Source organism: Mycolicibacterium rutilum, assembly GCF_900108565.1.
GTDB classification, from domain to species: domain Bacteria; phylum Actinomycetota; class Actinomycetes; order Mycobacteriales; family Mycobacteriaceae; genus Mycobacterium; species Mycobacterium rutilum.
This window is the reverse complement of sequence record NZ_LT629971.1, coordinates 4,716,662-4,730,943: the sequence shown is the minus strand read 5'-3', so window position 1 is coordinate 4,730,943 and position 14,282 is coordinate 4,716,662. Positions and strand designations below refer to the sequence as shown.

Sequence of the window (14,282 nt, the reverse complement as noted above, 5' to 3'; positions counted from 1 at the left end):
TACCTCCACGTAGACTCGTCGGGCGGACTTAGCGCACGAATCAGCGCACAGGAGAGGTACTACCTGCATGAGCGGCCATTCCAAGTGGGCCACCACCAAGCACAAGAAGGCGGTCATCGACGCCCGGCGCGGCAAGATGTTCGCCAAGCTGATCAAGAACATCGAGGTCGCGGCGCGTGTCGGCGGCGGCGACCCGGCCGGCAACCCGACGCTCTACGACGCCATCCAGAAGGCCAAGAAGTCGTCGGTGCCCAACGACAACATCGAACGGGCCCGCAAGCGCGGCAGCGGTGAGGAAGCCGGCGGCGCGGAGTACCAGAACATCACCTACGAGGGCTACGGCCCCAACGGCGTCGCGGTGCTGATCGAGTGCCTGACCGACAACCGCAACCGCGCGGCCGGCGAGGTCCGCGTCGCGATGACCCGCAACGGCGGCAACATGGCCGATCCCGGTTCGGTGTCCTACCTGTTCTCCCGCAAGGGTGTGATCACGCTCGAGAAGAACGACCTCAGCGAGGACGACGTGCTGATGGCGGTCCTCGACGCCGGCGCCGAGGATGTCAACGACCTCGGCGACAGCTTCGAAATCCTCTGCGAGCCAACTGATCTCGTTGCAGTGCGGACGGCTTTGCAGGATGCGGGCATCGACTACGAGTCCGCCGAGGCCGGTTTCGAGCCGTCGGTCAGCGTCCCGCTCGACGCCGACGGCGCCCGCAAGATCATGAAGCTGGTCGACGCGCTCGAGGATCTCGACGACGTGCAAGACGTCTACACCAACATCGACATCTCCGACGAGGTCGCCGCCGAACTCGACAACGACGACTAGCCGGTCGACGGGGCCCACGCATGGCGAAGGTGACCGCGCCCGGTGGTCAGTCGGTCACCGTTCGACGCTGGTGGTGGCGCACCCTGCCGTGGGAGACAGGGTTCGCCACGATTGACGCGGTCATCTTTCTGATCGTGCTGCCGTTCATGCTGATGTGGCCGGTCTGGCTGGTGCTGAAATGGTGTGGCGTGCCGTGGACGGTGCTCGTGGAGCACGACGGAACCGAGATCGCCCGTGAGCGGGTGCGTGGTTGGCGGGCGTCTGGCGCCCGTATCGAGGAGATCGCCGCCGCAGTGCAGTCAGGTGCGATGCCGGTACCGGACCCCGACGAGCCCAGTGAGCCGATCGAACCCGCCGGACCCGTCGTGTACTGACACTCGCTCAGTGGCTGCCGTTGGACCGCGCGAGCTCGTCGTCGTCGCATTCCACGGTGTGGTCGAACGCCTTGGCGCGCTCCTCGGCCTCCGGGCTGCCGGAGAACATCCCCGCGGCGACGCGCTTGGTCTCGCCGGCCACCTCGCGATGTGTCTGCGCCTCCGGTGCCGCGGCCGCAGGCTCGATGCGCTGGATCGGCACCACGCCGCCGGTGCGCTGCACCCAGTCGACCAGGCCTTCGCGGACCGCGCACTGCAGGTCGAACAGCGCGCCGGCGTTGTGCGCGCTGACGACGATGCGCACGCGGACCACACCACCGACCGCGTCGGTCACCTGCAGCACGCCGCGCCGGCCGTCCCAGAGGTCGCTCTGGGCCAGCAGCCGGTCCAGCTCGGCGCGCATGTCGTTGAACGGGACGTTGAAGTCGACGTCGAACTCGACCGTGCCCATGATCTCGGTGGCGCTGCGGGTCCAGTTCTCGAACGGTTCGGTGGTGAAGTAGGTCGACGGCAGCACCAGCCGGCGCTCGTCCCAGATCCGCACCACGACGTAGGTCAGCGTGATCTCCTCGATGCGGCCCCACCACTGGCCGTTCTCGAGCTGCACGATGTCGCCGACGCGGATGGCGCCGGAGAACGCGATCTGCATGCCGGCGAACACCGCGCCCAGCGACGTCTGCGCGGCCAGACCGGCGACCACCGACAACACACCGGCGGAGGCGAAAACCGTGGTGCCGATGTCGGAGAACGACGGGAACGTCATCAGGATCGCCGCACCGCCGAGGATGACGACGATCGCGATCGCGAGCCTGCGCAGCACGGTGACCTGGGTGCGCACCCGGCGCCACAACCGGTCGGCGTCGGAGATCTCCTCGCCGCCGCCGCCGTAGCGGGCGATCATCCGCCGCTCGACGACGCGGACCAGGCCCGTCATCAGCCACGTGATCGACGCGATCAGCAGGATCAGGAGCCAGTGGTCGACCCAGCCGCGCCAGCTGTCAGAGGTGTCCGAGGTGCGCCGCACCGCGATCGTCGCGGCGATCACCATCATCAGCATCCGCACCGGTTTTCGGGTGAGGACCTCGATGTCTTTGATCAGGTCGCTGCGACGGCTGACCCGGGCCAGCAGCCAGGTCAGCACCACCCCGAACACGTACACGGCGGCGATCGCACCGGCCGCCCAGGCGGCGGTCACAGCGATATTGCTTGCGGTCTGCAGTTCGGTCTCGTCCGGCATAGGGATGAGGTCAACTCCACTGAATAGGGGTCAGATTCTTTTTCGCGACGGTAGCGGCGATACCCACCGACGTCACATCACAATCAGAGCGTCGGACGCGAAATCGGCGGTTCTACAAGCACAATTAGCCCGTGGCAGTGGTTCGTGACACAGGCGGCACGGTGTGGCAGATCAACCGGCGGTGGTGGCCGTTTCCCGGCGACGCGCTCGACCTGACCTTCGGTTTGCTCGAACTCCTCGTCGGCGTCCTGTTCTTGGTGCTCTGGCCGTTCTGGTTGATGGGCAAGTTCCTCGGTGTGCGCTGGGTGATCACCATCGAGCGCGACGGCCAGCAGGTCGGCCGCGAACTGGTCCGCGGGTGGAACCGGTCGAAGGGGCGGATCGCCGAACTTGCGGTGCAGGTGGCCGCCGGCGGTCGGGGCGGTCAATTCCTCATCTGAGCGTCAGCGTGTCCCTGCCCGGGAGTGTCCGGCGCGCCGGTTAAGCTCTCGAACAGATGTTCACAGAAGGGGCCTGGCGTGCGTGTGATGGGAGTCGACCCCGGGTTGACGCGGTGCGGGCTGTCGGTCATCGAGAGCGGTAAGGGCCGGCAGGTCATCGCGCTGGACGTCGATGTGGTGCGCACACCGTCCGACGACCCGCTGCACCGGCGACTGCTGGCGATCAGCGACGCCGTCGAGTACTGGATGGACACGCATCGACCCGACGTCATCGCCATCGAGCGGGTCTTCTCGCAGCAGAACGTGTCGACGGTGATGGGCACCGCGCAGGCCGGCGGCGTCATCGCGCTCGCCGCCGCCAAACGCGACATCGACGTGCACTTCCACACGCCCAGCGAGGTCAAGGCCGCGGTCACCGGGAACGGCAACGCCGACAAGGCGCAGGTCACCGCGATGGTCACCAGAATCCTTGCGCTGCAGACCAAACCGACGCCGGCCGACGCCGCCGACGCGCTGGCACTGGCAATCTGCCACTGCTGGCGCGCTCCGATGATCGCCCGGATGGCGGCCGCCGAGGCGTTGGCGGCCGAGCAGCAACGCAAGTACCGCGCCACGCTGAAGGCCAAGGCGCAGAAAGCGAAAGCGAAGGCGGCACGATGATCGCATCGGTACGCGGTGAGGTTCTCGACATCGCCCTCGACCACGTGGTGATCGAGGCGGGCGGGGTCGGCTACAAGGTGATGGCCACACCGTCGACGCTGGCGACGCTGCGCCGCGGCAGCGAGGCCCGGCTCATCACCGCGATGATCGTGCGTGAGGACTCGCAGACGCTGTACGGGTTCGCCGACGCCGACGCCCGCGATCTGTTCCTGACCCTGCTCGGGGTCTCCGGGATCGGGCCGAGCATCGCGCTGGGTGCGCTGGCGATGTACGACGGCCCCACCCTGCGGCAGGCCATCGGCGACGGCGACATCACCGCGCTGACCCGTATTCCGAAGGTGGGCAAGAAGACTGCGGAGCTGATGGCGCTGAGCCTGCGCGACAAAGTGGGGCTCGCCACGTCGTCGGGGGCGACGGCGTTCAGCGGTCAGTCGGTGCGCACACCCGTGGTCGAGGCGCTCGTCGGGCTGGGTTTCGCGGCCAAACAGGCCGAGGAGGCCACCGACAAGGTGCTGGCCAACGACCCGGAGGCCACGCAGGCCAGTGCGCTGCGCGCGGCGCTGTCGATGTTGGGTAAGAAGTAGCCCATGAGCCGGTTCACCGACGACGATGACGTGCCCGAGGACCGCGAGGTCTCACCGGCGCTCACTGTCGGTGAGGGCGACATCGACGCCAGCCTGCGGCCGCGGTCGTTGCGCGAGTTCATCGGCCAACCGCGCGTGCGCGAGCAACTGCAGCTCGTGATCGAGGGCGCCAAGAACCGCGGCGGCACACCGGACCACATCTTGCTGTCCGGGCCGCCCGGCCTCGGCAAGACGTCGCTGGCGATGATCATCGCGGCCGAACTCGGTTCCTCGCTGCGGGTCACGTCCGGTCCGGCTCTGGAACGCGCGGGTGATCTGGCCGCGATGTTGTCGAACCTGGTCGAGCACGACGTGCTGTTCATCGACGAGATCCACCGCATCGCGCGGCCTGCCGAGGAGATGCTCTACCTCGCGATGGAGGACTTCCGCGTCGACGTCGTCGTCGGCAAAGGCCCAGGTGCGACGTCGATCCCGCTGGAGGTGGCGCCGTTCACCCTGGTCGGGGCGACGACGCGGTCGGGCGCGCTGACCGGCCCGCTGCGTGACCGGTTCGGCTTCACCGCGCACATGGACTTCTACGAGCCCGCCGAACTCGAACGGGTACTGAGCCGTTCGGCGGGCATCCTCGGAATCGAGCTGGGCGCCGACGCCGGGGCCGAGATCGCGCGACGCTCGCGCGGCACGCCACGCATCGCCAACCGGCTGCTGCGCCGGGTCCGCGACTACGCCGAGGTCCGCGCCGACGGTGTGATCACCCGCGACGTCGCCAAGGCCGCGTTGGCGGTGTACGACGTCGACGAACTCGGTCTGGACCGACTCGACCGCGCCGTGTTGACCGCGCTGACAAAGAGTTTCGGGGGCGGGCCGGTCGGTGTGTCGACGTTGGCCGTCGCGGTCGGGGAGGAGGCGACCACCGTCGAGGAGGTCTGCGAACCGTTCCTGGTGCGCGCCGGAATGATCGCCCGCACACCGCGCGGCCGGGTCGCGACCGCGCAGGCGTGGACCCATCTGGGGATGACGCCGCCCGCCGGGGTCACCGGGCTCGGGCAGGCCGGACTGTTCGACTAGGGAGGACGATGGGTAGCGGCACCATCAGGGTGGGCGGCCTGCTGGGCATCGCCGCCGCGGGCGCGGCGGTACCGGCGTACACGGCGGGCTCACCGGAGACCCCGTCCGATGCCCGCGGCTATTTCGACAGCGCCTCAGCGTTTCTCACCGCCAATGGGATCATCCCGCTGATCCATCTGCTGTGCGGTGTGCTGTTCGTCGGTGTGCTCGTCGCGACGCTGCGGTCGGCGGCCGGACCCACCGGGGCGGTGTACGCGGCGCTCATCGGTGGCGCGGTGTTCCTCACGCTGACCGCCGCCGGGCTCGCCGCCGAGGTCGCGGTACCCGCCGCGATGGTGCAGTTCGCGGACACCACCGTGGTCGAGTATTCGCAGCCGTTCCTCGGGCTTGCGGTGTGGGTCTACCACTACAGCCACATCGGGTCGGCCGTATTGATCGCGGCCACCGGCTACGTCGTCTGGCGCACCTCGGTGTTGCCGAAGTGGTCGGCCGCACTGGCGGTCTTGGCGGTGCCCGCGCTGCTGCACACCTGGATCGGGCTGCCCGCCGCCTACTGCGTGATCGCCTGGATGGCCCTGACCGGACTGTTGATGTTGGCGATACCGCCGGTGGTTCGCGTGGAAAGCGTAGGTGCGTAATGGGATTCGCTGGACTGTTCTTCGCCGCGCTGGCGGCGCTGCTGCATGTCTACATTTGGGTGATGGAGTCGTTCACCTGGACCTCGCGGCGGACCCGCGCGACGTTCGGGCTGACCGAGGAGCAGGCGCTGGCCACCAAGGAACTAGCCTTCAACCAAGGGTTCTACAACCTGTTCCTGGCGATCGTCACCGCCGCGGGCATCATCATCGGCGGCATCGGCTACAACTACGTCGGTATCGCGCTCATCTTCGCCGGCGTCGGGTCGATGCTGGCGGCGGCCGTCGTGCTGCTGGTGTCCTCACCGGAAAAGGCGCGCGCCGCCGTCGTCCAAGGCATCTTCCCGCTGATCGCGATTGTGCTGCTGGGCATCGCCGTGACGTTGTAGCGTTTCGCGGGTGCGGCGGTGGCTGAGCGTCTTGCTCGCGCTTCTCGCCCTGGCGGCCTGCAGTGCGCCGCCCGGTGCTGCCCAACCCGACGCCGATCCGGTGGGTGCGGTCGACATCGGTGGTGGACGACAGCTGTATCTGCAGTGCCAGGGCCACGGGTCGCCGACGGTGTTCGTCATCCCGGGCAAGGGCAGCTACGCCGAGGTGTGGAACGTCGTGATCCCACCCGACGATCCGATCCGCTCGTCGCCGTACGACATCGTCGAGCGGGCGCGGTTCGTCGCCACCCCGGACGCGGTGCAACCTACGGTGGCCAGGACCACCCGGGTCTGCGCCTACGACCGGCCCGACACCCGGCCCGACGGACCCGACCGGTCCACACCGGTGCGCCAACCGCACACCGTGGCGCAGGACGTGGACGACCTGGTCGCGCTGTTGGCCGCCGCCCACCTGGCCGGCCCGTTCGTCTTCGCCGCGCACTCTTACGGCGGGCTGATCCTCGACCTACTGGCACGCACGCGCCCAGATCTGGTGGCGGGCATCGTGATGGTCGACGGGGTGTCGGAGTTCCTGATGACGTTGGGCAGTCCCGCGCAGAACGCGGCGTTCGAACGCGACGCCGCCACACCGCCGGAGCCGGGGGACGAGGCCGTGCTGATGACCGACGCGTTCGCCCGGATCCACGCCGCGCCGCCGCTGCCCCGCGTTCCGGCGATCGTGCTGAGCGTCGACAAGTTCGCCGCGCCCGAAGCGCTGACGCCGGACAACTACACGCTGGCCCAGATCCACACGGCCAACGATCTGCTGGCCGCCGAATTGGGCACCACCAACGTCATCGCCACCGGCAGCGGACACAACGTCATGCTGTATCAGCCGAAGTTCGTCTCCGACAACATCATTGCTGTCGTCGACCGCGTCCGCGCCGGGGCGTGACGTCAGCGGCTACAGCAGACCCAACCGCTGCAGGTCGGTGACGTACTTGACGATCACGTCGCGACTGACATGCGGAATGTCCTTGTCCGGCCCGATCTTGGCGTCCTGCACCGCCGACCGGAACCGGTCCGTCGGGGCCAACGAGCCGGTGATCGGAACCTCGGGATGCTGGTAGTTGTGCAGCAGCGGCAACAGCGACGCCTGGCGTTGCCGTTCGGGCAGCGCGCGGATCGCGGTGTCGAAGCGCTGCAACCAGGTCGCGTAGTCACCGACACGCTCGACGGGATAGTCGGCCTCGATGAGCCAGTCGACGTACTCGTCGAGCCCGATCCCGTCGTCGTAGGGGTTCATCACGTGGTAGGTCTCGAACTCGGCGTCGTCGCCGACCTGCACGCCCAGCGTCGAGATGGCCTCGGCGATGAACTCGACCGGTAGCCCGTCGTAATGGGCCCGCTGCCGGTTGCCGTCGGCGTCGAGCTCGTAGAACGAGAACGGCGCGATGCCGGTGGCGACCAGGCTCAGGATCAACCGGGTGAACATGTCGGGCACATTGAGCTGCCCGGCGTAGGTGGTGTCGGCGAGGATCATGTCGCAGCGGAACACCGCCACCGGCAACCGGCACAGATCGTGGGCCTCGCGCAGCAGCACCTCACCGGCCCACTTGCTGTTGGAGTAGCCGTTGGCGTAGCTGTCGTCGACCTTGCGGGTCGCGCTGATCTCGCGGATGTCCCCGTCCTCGGTGAACTGTCCCGGCGCAATGCCTGCGCCCACCCCGATCGTCGACACGTACACGAACGGCTTGATCTTCGTGGTGAGCGCGATGCGGATGAGTTCGGCCGTGCCGACCGCGTTGGGGCCGAACAGCTGGCTGTAGGGCAGCACGTGATTGACCAGCGCCGCGGGATCGACGATCAGGTCGACCGTGTCGGCCAACCGCTGCCAGGTCTGCCGGTCCAGGCCGAGATCGGCCTCACCCTTGTCACCGGCGATGACCTCGAGGTGCTCGGCGGCCAGTTCCCGGTAGTGCCGCAGCAATTCGGGATCGCCGGAGTCGAAGGTGTCGTCCAGGCGAGCACGTGCCGCCGCGTCGTCCTTGGCCCGCACCAGGCAGATGACCGTGCCGCCGACCAGAGCCATCCGCTCCAGCCACTCCAGCGCCAGGTACCGGCCGAGGAAGCCGGTGGCGCCGGTGAGCAGCACCGTGCGCACTTCGGCGGCCGGGCGGGGCAGGGTCGGCGCCGCGGCGAGGGTCTGCTCGTCGATGAACTTGTCGAGCGTCAGGTCGCTCGCGTGGACCTCGACCGCGTCGCGGCCGTGCACGCCGGCGAACGTCGGCCGCTTGCTGCCGGGCTGCCGTGCGGTCTCGATGTAGGCGGCGATTCCAGCCAGGTCGTTGGCCGGGCTGACGATGATGCCGACCGGCACCTCGATTTCAAAGATCTCGTTGAGTAGGTTACCGAATGTCAACGCCGACAACGAGTCTCCGCCCAGATCGGTGAAGTGGGCGTCGGGCTGCAGCTCGGATGCCGCGGCGCCGAGCAGTGCGCCCGCCGCGCGGCTGACGGTTTCGAGGACGGGATGTTCGGCGCCGTGCAGCCGCAACTCGCGAAGTTCCTGCGCCTGGGTGTCGGCCAGCTCGGTGTAGAGCTGTTCGAGCCGGTCGCCGTAGTACTCCTTGAGTTTCGGCCGCGCGAGCTTGCGGATACCGGTGAGCAGTCCGTTCTCGAGCGTGAACGGCGTTGTCTCCACGAGGAAGTCGCGCGGGATCTCGTAGGACTGCAGGCCGGCGGTCCTGGCCACCTCCTGCAGCGACTCGGTGAGCGCGGATTTCAGTGCCGCGCCGTCGTAGCGCGCCCGGGCGTCGTCGGTGGGCACGATCACGGCGAGCAGGTAGGAGCGGGCGCTGTTGCCGTAGACAAAGATCTGCCGGACCAGCGGGCTGGTGGCGAACACCGCTTCGAGCTTGGCGACGGTGACGAACTCGCCTTGCGACAGTTTGAGCACGTTGTTGCGCCGGTCGACGTAGACGAGTTGGTCCGGGCCGAGTTCGGCCACGACGTCGCCGGTCTTGTAGTAGCCCTCGGCGTCGAACACGTCAGCGGTGGTCTCCGGGCGCTTGTAGTAACCGGGAAACATGGTCTCGGACTTGACCAGCAGTTCGCCCCGCGGATACGGACGGTCGGTGCTGAAGTACCCGAGGTCGGGCACGTCGACCAGCTTGTAGTCGATCACCGGGGGCCGCGACACCTGCCCGTCGACGAACACGGCGCCGGCCTCGGTGGATCCGTAGCCGTCGGTGAGGTGCAGATCGAGCAGGTTCTCGACGAACGTCTTCATCTCGGCGGAGATCGGTGCCGATCCGGTCATCGCGGAGATGAATCGGCCGCCGAGCAGGTTCTGGCGCAGGTCGGCGAGTACGTCGGTCTCGGCGGCCCAGCGGTCCGCGCCATCGGCGACGCGGCGGTCGACGTCGCTCTGGAACTCCTGAAACACCATGTCCCAGATGCGGGGCACGAAGCTCAACTGTGTCGGCCGGACCAGCGCAAGGTCTTCCAAGAGCGTCGAAAGATCGCTGCGCGCAACGAAATACCCGGTCCCGCCGGCGCCCAGGGTGGCGTAGAGGATGCCGCGGCCCATCATGTGGCTCATCGGCATGAAGTTCAGCGTGATCGACGGAAGCGCTTCTCCGCCGCCCCACATCGCCATACTGGACCGCCGCCACGAGTTCATCACCATCCGCCGCTGGTACATCGCGCCCTTGGGGGCTCCAGTGCTGCCGGACGTGTAGATGAGCAGTGCGAGCTCGTCGTTGTCGCCCACATAAGCGGGCGGGGTCGGCAGTGACCGCCCTCGGGAGAGCACATCGGCGAGGGTCTCGACCACGACGGGGGAGTCCGCGAGCCGAGCGGTCGCGGCCTCCAGCGCTTCGCGGTGGTCGTCGATCTCGGGATGGAAGTCGAAGACCACCAAGCGCTGAGAAAGGTGCCCGGTGAGCATCACTTCGACTGCGTCGTCGAGGAAGTCGACGCTCGACGCCACCGCGACCGGCTCGGTCTCGACGGCGATGGGACGCAGCTGGGCGACCGGTGCGCTGGTCTGCAGCGGCACCGACACCGCGCCGACCCGGAGCAGCGCCATGTCGACGGTCGTGTAGTCGATGCTGGTGAACCCGAGGATCGCGACGCGGTCTCCGGGACGCACGCCGGTGTCGGCCAGCGCGGCGGCAACCGCGCCGACGCGGTCGGACAGATCGCGATAGGTGATCGTGTCGAACCGGGGGAGAAGCTGTGCGGCGGTACGGCCGGTCGCGGGGTCGGTGACGAACTCCACAGCGCGCTGTCCGAGCGCGGGCCGGTCCGCGTAGCCGTCCAGGACAGACTTGACCACCCGGGGCAGGGTCAGGTCGGCCGCTTCGATCGCGTGCGCGACGGACTCCTCCGGGCGCGCGGCCGCGAACTGCGGATCGGTGGCGAACAGGTCAGAGATGCGGCGCTGGAGACGGGCTTCACGGGTATCGGTCGTCATCACGAAAATCCTTTGGACGAACATGAATTGCGGGGGACGCCCCGTTGCGCCCACCTGAAACATCGTTAGTGAAACTAAAACTATTCCGGGCCGAGCTGGCAGTTCGCTGTGAACGGGACGGCGAGCGCCTGCGAATTTTGGCGCGTCAGCGGATGGCCGGCAGCGCCGTTGACGGGGCGGCACGCCCGGCGAGTGCCTCGACCGCCACCGTCGGATCGGGCACCGCAATCAGCAGGTCTCGTGTGGCGCGCAGCGCCTCGGGGGAGGGGTCGACGCCACCGACCGCGGCCGCCAGGTCGAGCAGGTGCACCGTGGACTCCATCAACGCCGTCTCGGTGATCACCGCGAGCGTGGTGCTGTCCACGAACGGATAGGCGATCACGGTGTCGGCGCGGGTGTGGTTGGCGCGCAGTCGCTCGGCGGTCTCGGTGAACCGGGCAGCCGCGGTCTGCGGTGTGAGCGCCGCGGCTGCGGTGACCGCGCGCTCGGCGAGCGCGTCCGCGCCGGTGTTGGCGACGCCGTCGGGTTCGTTGAAGCGGCGCAACAGGATTGCTGCGTCGGTGACCGCCGCCGGGGGATCGGTGATCGCCTCGGCGAGCCGGTCGAACATCGTCGGCTCGGGACAGACGTGGGCGATCAGCGCCGCGACATCCCAACCGGTGCAGCGGGTGGGTGCCGACCAGTCGTCGTCGGCGAGCTCGGCGCACCGTCGGGCCCAGCGGTCCCAGGCGTCGGCCAGCAGGTTCCGGGCGGCCTCAGCGTCGAGTCGCATGCATGACACGGTAGCGATCGTGCGGGTTACGGCGCCGTCAGCTTGGGTAACCACCGGTCACGACCAAGGAGGCATCATGACCGATACGCGTGTACGCCCCCCCCGGGGTGGACGGATGCGGATGCCGCGCAGCCGCGGCGCCACGAGCGGATTCCTGTTGATACTGCTGGGTGCCTGGGGCGCGCTCGCCCCATTCATCGGGCCGCAGCTGAACTTCGCATTCAGCCCCGATCAGGCGTGGGCGTGGACGACCGGCCGCGGGTGGCTCGAAGTGCTGCCCGGCGTCGTGACCGCCCTCGGCGGGCTACTGCTGTTGAAGTCTCGCAACCGCGCGACCGCGATGCTCGGCGGCTGGCTGGCCGTCGCGGCCGGCGCGTGGTTCATCGTCGGACGGGCGCTGGCGGGTCCGCTCGGCCTGGGCGACGCCGGTGTGCCGGTCGCGGCGACCGAGGCCAAGCGTGTCGCGCTCGAGTTGACCTATTTCTACGGCCTGGGCGCGCTGATCGTGTTCCTCGGCGCCGCCGCGCTCGGCCGGATCTCGGTGCGCAGCGTGCGTGACGTCGAGTGGGCGGAGCGTCCTGCGACCGCGGCGGCTGTCGCCGAGCCGGCACCGGCCATCGCCCATACGGACACCGGCGCGCAACCGGTTTCGGGCGCACAGCCGGTGATGGCCGATCAACGGACCGAACTCATCGGGCCGACCGCGACCGCCGCACAGCCGCGGCGCCGCAGTTGGCGCGACATGTTCCGTGGCGGCGGCCAGCGCGGACACCGCCTCGTGCACCGCTAGCCGACTGGCCCGCGGGGCTTCTCCCGCGAGCAGGCGCAAAGTGCCCTCTTTTTCGGGGTTTCCGGGGCACTTTGCGCCTTTTCGCGTGTTCGGGGTGATGTGCGTCGCATCGCCGGACCGATGGGATGAGACTCACCCGCCTGCTGTGATCTGGGTGACTGACCGGGTGTTTTCTGGAAGATAGCGTGGCTATCTAAACGTTTGCAGAAGTACGCCATCGAGCCGATGAACTCGGCGCCGGCGGACCCGATAGTAATTTTCACCCCTATTCTTCAGGAGGCCGACATGCCCGACAGGCCTGGCATCACCGATTCGATTGCCGCACGCCAGAACTCGGCCACCGCCGTCTGCGAGATCTTCGGCTTCCCGCGCGAGGACTGGGCGATGTTCGCCCGATGGGCCGCAGGCCCGATGACGCCGCGCGACGAAGAGGCGCTGTTTCAGTACGTCGACCTCAAGATCGCCGAGCGCTGCTGGAAGCCGACCGACGACCTGCTCTCGGACCTGATCGACCTCGAGGTCGACGGCGTCGAACTCACCGCCGACGAGATTCAGCGGTTCGTCGCCTCACTGGTCGGCGCGGCCGTCTTCTGACCTACCGGCACTACCCCGTGTAGGCCATCACATGCTTGACGCGGGTGTAGTCCTCGAAGCCGTACATCGACAGATCCTTGCCGTGGCCCGACGACTTGAACCCGCCGTGCGGCATCTCGGCCACAAGAGGGATGTGCGTGTTGATCCACACGCAGCCGAAATCCAATGCGGCAGAGACGCGCAACGCCCGTGACACATCCTTGGTCCACACCGAGGACGCCAGCCCGTACTCGGTGCCGTTGGCCCACGCGATCGCCTCATCCTCATCGGAGAACGACTGCACGGTGATGACCGGGCCGAAGATCTCCTGTTGCACCAACCGGTCGCCCTGGCGCAGCCCGCCGATCACCGTCGGCTCGACGTAGAAACCCTTGTCGCCCTGGCGTCCCCCGCCGGCAGCGACCGACGCGTGCGACGGCACGTCGCCCAGGAATCCGAGCACCCGCTCCAGCTGATTGGAGTTGTTCACCGGCGGCACCCACGCGTCCTCGTCGTCGGCGGGCTTGCCGTACGTCGTCGTCGCCCCGCGCGCCTGCTCGGCCAGCGCGTCGGTCAGCTCAGCGGCCACCTTCGACGTGGCCAGCACGCGGGTCGCTGCCGTGCAGTCCTGCCCGGCGTTGAAATAGCCGGCGGTGGCGATGCCTTCGGCGGCCGAGGCGATGTCGCTGTCGTCGAACACGATCACCGGCGCCTTGCCGCCCAACTCCAGGTGCGTGCGCTTGAGGTGCCCGCCGGCGCTGACCGCGACCGCGCGGCCCGCCGCGACCGACCCGGTGATCGACACCATCTGCGGAGTCGGGTGCGCCACCACCGCGGCACCGGTATCCCGGTCGCCGCAAACGACATTCAGCACGCCTGGCGGAAAGTGCTTGGCCGCCAACTCGGCCAGCATCACCGTGGTGGCCGGGGTGGTGTCGCTGGGCTTGATGACGACGGTGTTGCCGGCGGCGACCGCGGGGACGAACTTCCAGATCGCCATCATCATCGGGTAGTTCCACGGCGCCACCTGCCCGACCACGCCGACGGGTTCGCGTCGGATCCACGAGGTGTGGTTCTCCATGTACTCGCCGGCCGACTTACCTTCCAGCATCCGCGCCGCGCCGGCGAAGAACCGGATCTGGTCGACCATCGGCGGGATCTCTTCGGCCATGGTCACGTGGTTGGGTTTACCGGTATTGCGGCCCTCGGCCTCGACGAGCGCCTGCGCGTTCTTCTCGACCTCGTCGGCGAAGTCGAGCAGCGCCTTCTGCCGCGCCGACGGAGTGGTGCGCTTCCAATCGGCGAACGCCTTTTCCGCCGCCGCGTAGGCGTTGTCGATGTCGGCCTCGTTCGAGATCGGCGCCGTGGCGTACTGCTCACCGGTCGTCGGGTCGACCAGCGGCATGGTGGCTCCGCCGACCGAGTCGACGAGCTCACCGCCGATGAAGTTCTGCACCTTGGTCATTCGATCTCCT

Annotated in this window: 15 protein-coding genes; 11 read left to right on the top strand and 4 right to left on the bottom strand. The window is 68.3% G+C overall.

What is annotated here, in order from left to right:
- Positions 1 to 67 precede the first annotated feature (67 nt).
- Both BLW81_RS22960 and BLW81_RS22955 read left to right on the top strand, forming a co-directional pair.
- A complete protein-coding gene (locus tag BLW81_RS22960) occupies positions 68 to 826 on the top strand; it encodes a YebC/PmpR family DNA-binding transcriptional regulator (RefSeq protein WP_083409178.1) in 759 nt (252 codons plus the stop codon).
- 20 nt (positions 827 to 846) lie between these two features.
- The gene (locus BLW81_RS22955; protein ID WP_197680335.1) at positions 847 to 1,200 is read left to right on the top strand and encodes a hypothetical protein; all 354 of its coding nucleotides are present in this window, start codon (positions 847 to 849) and stop codon (positions 1,198 to 1,200) included.
- A 7-nt stretch (positions 1,201 to 1,207) separates the two neighbouring features.
- Here the strand turns inward: BLW81_RS22955 and BLW81_RS22950 are convergent, their stop codons facing one another.
- A complete protein-coding gene (locus BLW81_RS22950; RefSeq protein ID WP_083409177.1) occupies positions 1,208 to 2,437 on the bottom strand; it encodes a mechanosensitive ion channel family protein in 1,230 nt (409 codons plus the stop codon).
- Between the two features lie 131 nt (positions 2,438 to 2,568).
- Here BLW81_RS22950 and BLW81_RS22945 point away from each other — a divergent pair, with 131 nt between their 5' ends.
- From BLW81_RS22945 to BLW81_RS22915, 7 genes are all read left to right on the top strand, one after another.
- Positions 2,569 to 2,877 carry a hypothetical protein gene (locus tag BLW81_RS22945; protein ID WP_157897801.1) on the top strand — a complete coding sequence of 103 codons (309 nt, stop codon included), beginning with the start codon at positions 2,569 to 2,571 and terminating at the stop codon, positions 2,875 to 2,877.
- Positions 2,878 to 2,955: 78 nt separating this feature from the next.
- Entirely contained in the window at positions 2,956 to 3,537 is a 582-nt protein-coding gene (gene ruvC / locus BLW81_RS22940) for a crossover junction endodeoxyribonuclease RuvC (RefSeq protein WP_083409175.1), read from the top strand.
- Positions 3,534 to 4,121 carry a Holliday junction branch migration protein RuvA gene (ruvA, locus tag BLW81_RS22935; protein WP_083409174.1) on the top strand — a complete coding sequence of 196 codons (588 nt, stop codon included), beginning with the start codon at positions 3,534 to 3,536 and terminating at the stop codon, positions 4,119 to 4,121. The genes ruvC and ruvA overlap by 4 nt, the downstream gene beginning before the upstream one ends.
- 3 nt (positions 4,122 to 4,124) lie before the next feature.
- The gene (gene ruvB / locus BLW81_RS22930) at positions 4,125 to 5,189 is read left to right on the top strand and encodes a Holliday junction branch migration DNA helicase RuvB (protein ID WP_083409173.1); all 1,065 of its coding nucleotides are present in this window, start codon (positions 4,125 to 4,127) and stop codon (positions 5,187 to 5,189) included.
- 8 nt (positions 5,190 to 5,197) lie between these two features.
- Positions 5,198 to 5,827, top strand: a complete 630-nt coding sequence (locus tag BLW81_RS22925) for a hypothetical protein (RefSeq protein ID WP_083409172.1) — start codon at positions 5,198 to 5,200, stop codon at positions 5,825 to 5,827.
- Positions 5,827 to 6,213 carry a DUF1304 domain-containing protein gene (locus BLW81_RS22920; RefSeq protein WP_083409171.1) on the top strand — a complete coding sequence of 129 codons (387 nt, stop codon included), beginning with the start codon at positions 5,827 to 5,829 and terminating at the stop codon, positions 6,211 to 6,213. Before BLW81_RS22925 ends, BLW81_RS22920 begins: the two co-directional genes overlap by 1 nt.
- Positions 6,214 to 6,223: 10 nt before the next feature.
- On the top strand, positions 6,224 to 7,147 hold the full coding sequence (locus tag BLW81_RS22915; protein ID WP_083409170.1) for an alpha/beta fold hydrolase: 924 nt from the start codon (positions 6,224 to 6,226) through the stop codon (positions 7,145 to 7,147).
- Between the two features lie 9 nt (positions 7,148 to 7,156).
- On the opposite strand, the gene car is transcribed toward BLW81_RS22915, so the two are convergent.
- Both car and BLW81_RS22905 read right to left on the bottom strand, forming a co-directional pair.
- Positions 7,157 to 10,672 carry a carboxylic acid reductase gene (gene car, locus BLW81_RS22910; protein WP_083409169.1) on the bottom strand — a complete coding sequence of 1,172 codons (3,516 nt, stop codon included), beginning with the start codon at positions 10,670 to 10,672 and terminating at the stop codon, positions 7,157 to 7,159.
- A gap of 145 nt (positions 10,673 to 10,817) precedes the next feature.
- Entirely contained in the window at positions 10,818 to 11,444 is a 627-nt protein-coding gene (locus tag BLW81_RS22905; protein ID WP_083409168.1) for a maleylpyruvate isomerase N-terminal domain-containing protein, read from the bottom strand.
- Positions 11,445 to 11,520: 76 nt separating this feature from the next.
- Here BLW81_RS22905 and BLW81_RS22900 point away from each other — a divergent pair, with 76 nt between their 5' ends.
- Positions 11,521 to 12,234, top strand: a complete 714-nt coding sequence (locus BLW81_RS22900) for a hypothetical protein (protein WP_083409167.1) — start codon at positions 11,521 to 11,523, stop codon at positions 12,232 to 12,234.
- Positions 12,235 to 12,519: 285 nt separating this feature from the next.
- Positions 12,520 to 12,828 carry a cytochrome P450 family protein gene (locus BLW81_RS22895; RefSeq protein ID WP_083409166.1) on the top strand — a complete coding sequence of 103 codons (309 nt, stop codon included), beginning with the start codon at positions 12,520 to 12,522 and terminating at the stop codon, positions 12,826 to 12,828.
- Positions 12,829 to 12,838: 10 nt separating this feature from the next.
- Here BLW81_RS22895 and BLW81_RS22890 read toward each other — a convergent pair whose 3' ends face one another.
- Entirely contained in the window at positions 12,839 to 14,272 is a 1,434-nt protein-coding gene (locus BLW81_RS22890; RefSeq protein WP_083409165.1) for a gamma-aminobutyraldehyde dehydrogenase, read from the bottom strand.
- Positions 14,273 to 14,282 lie beyond the last annotated feature (10 nt).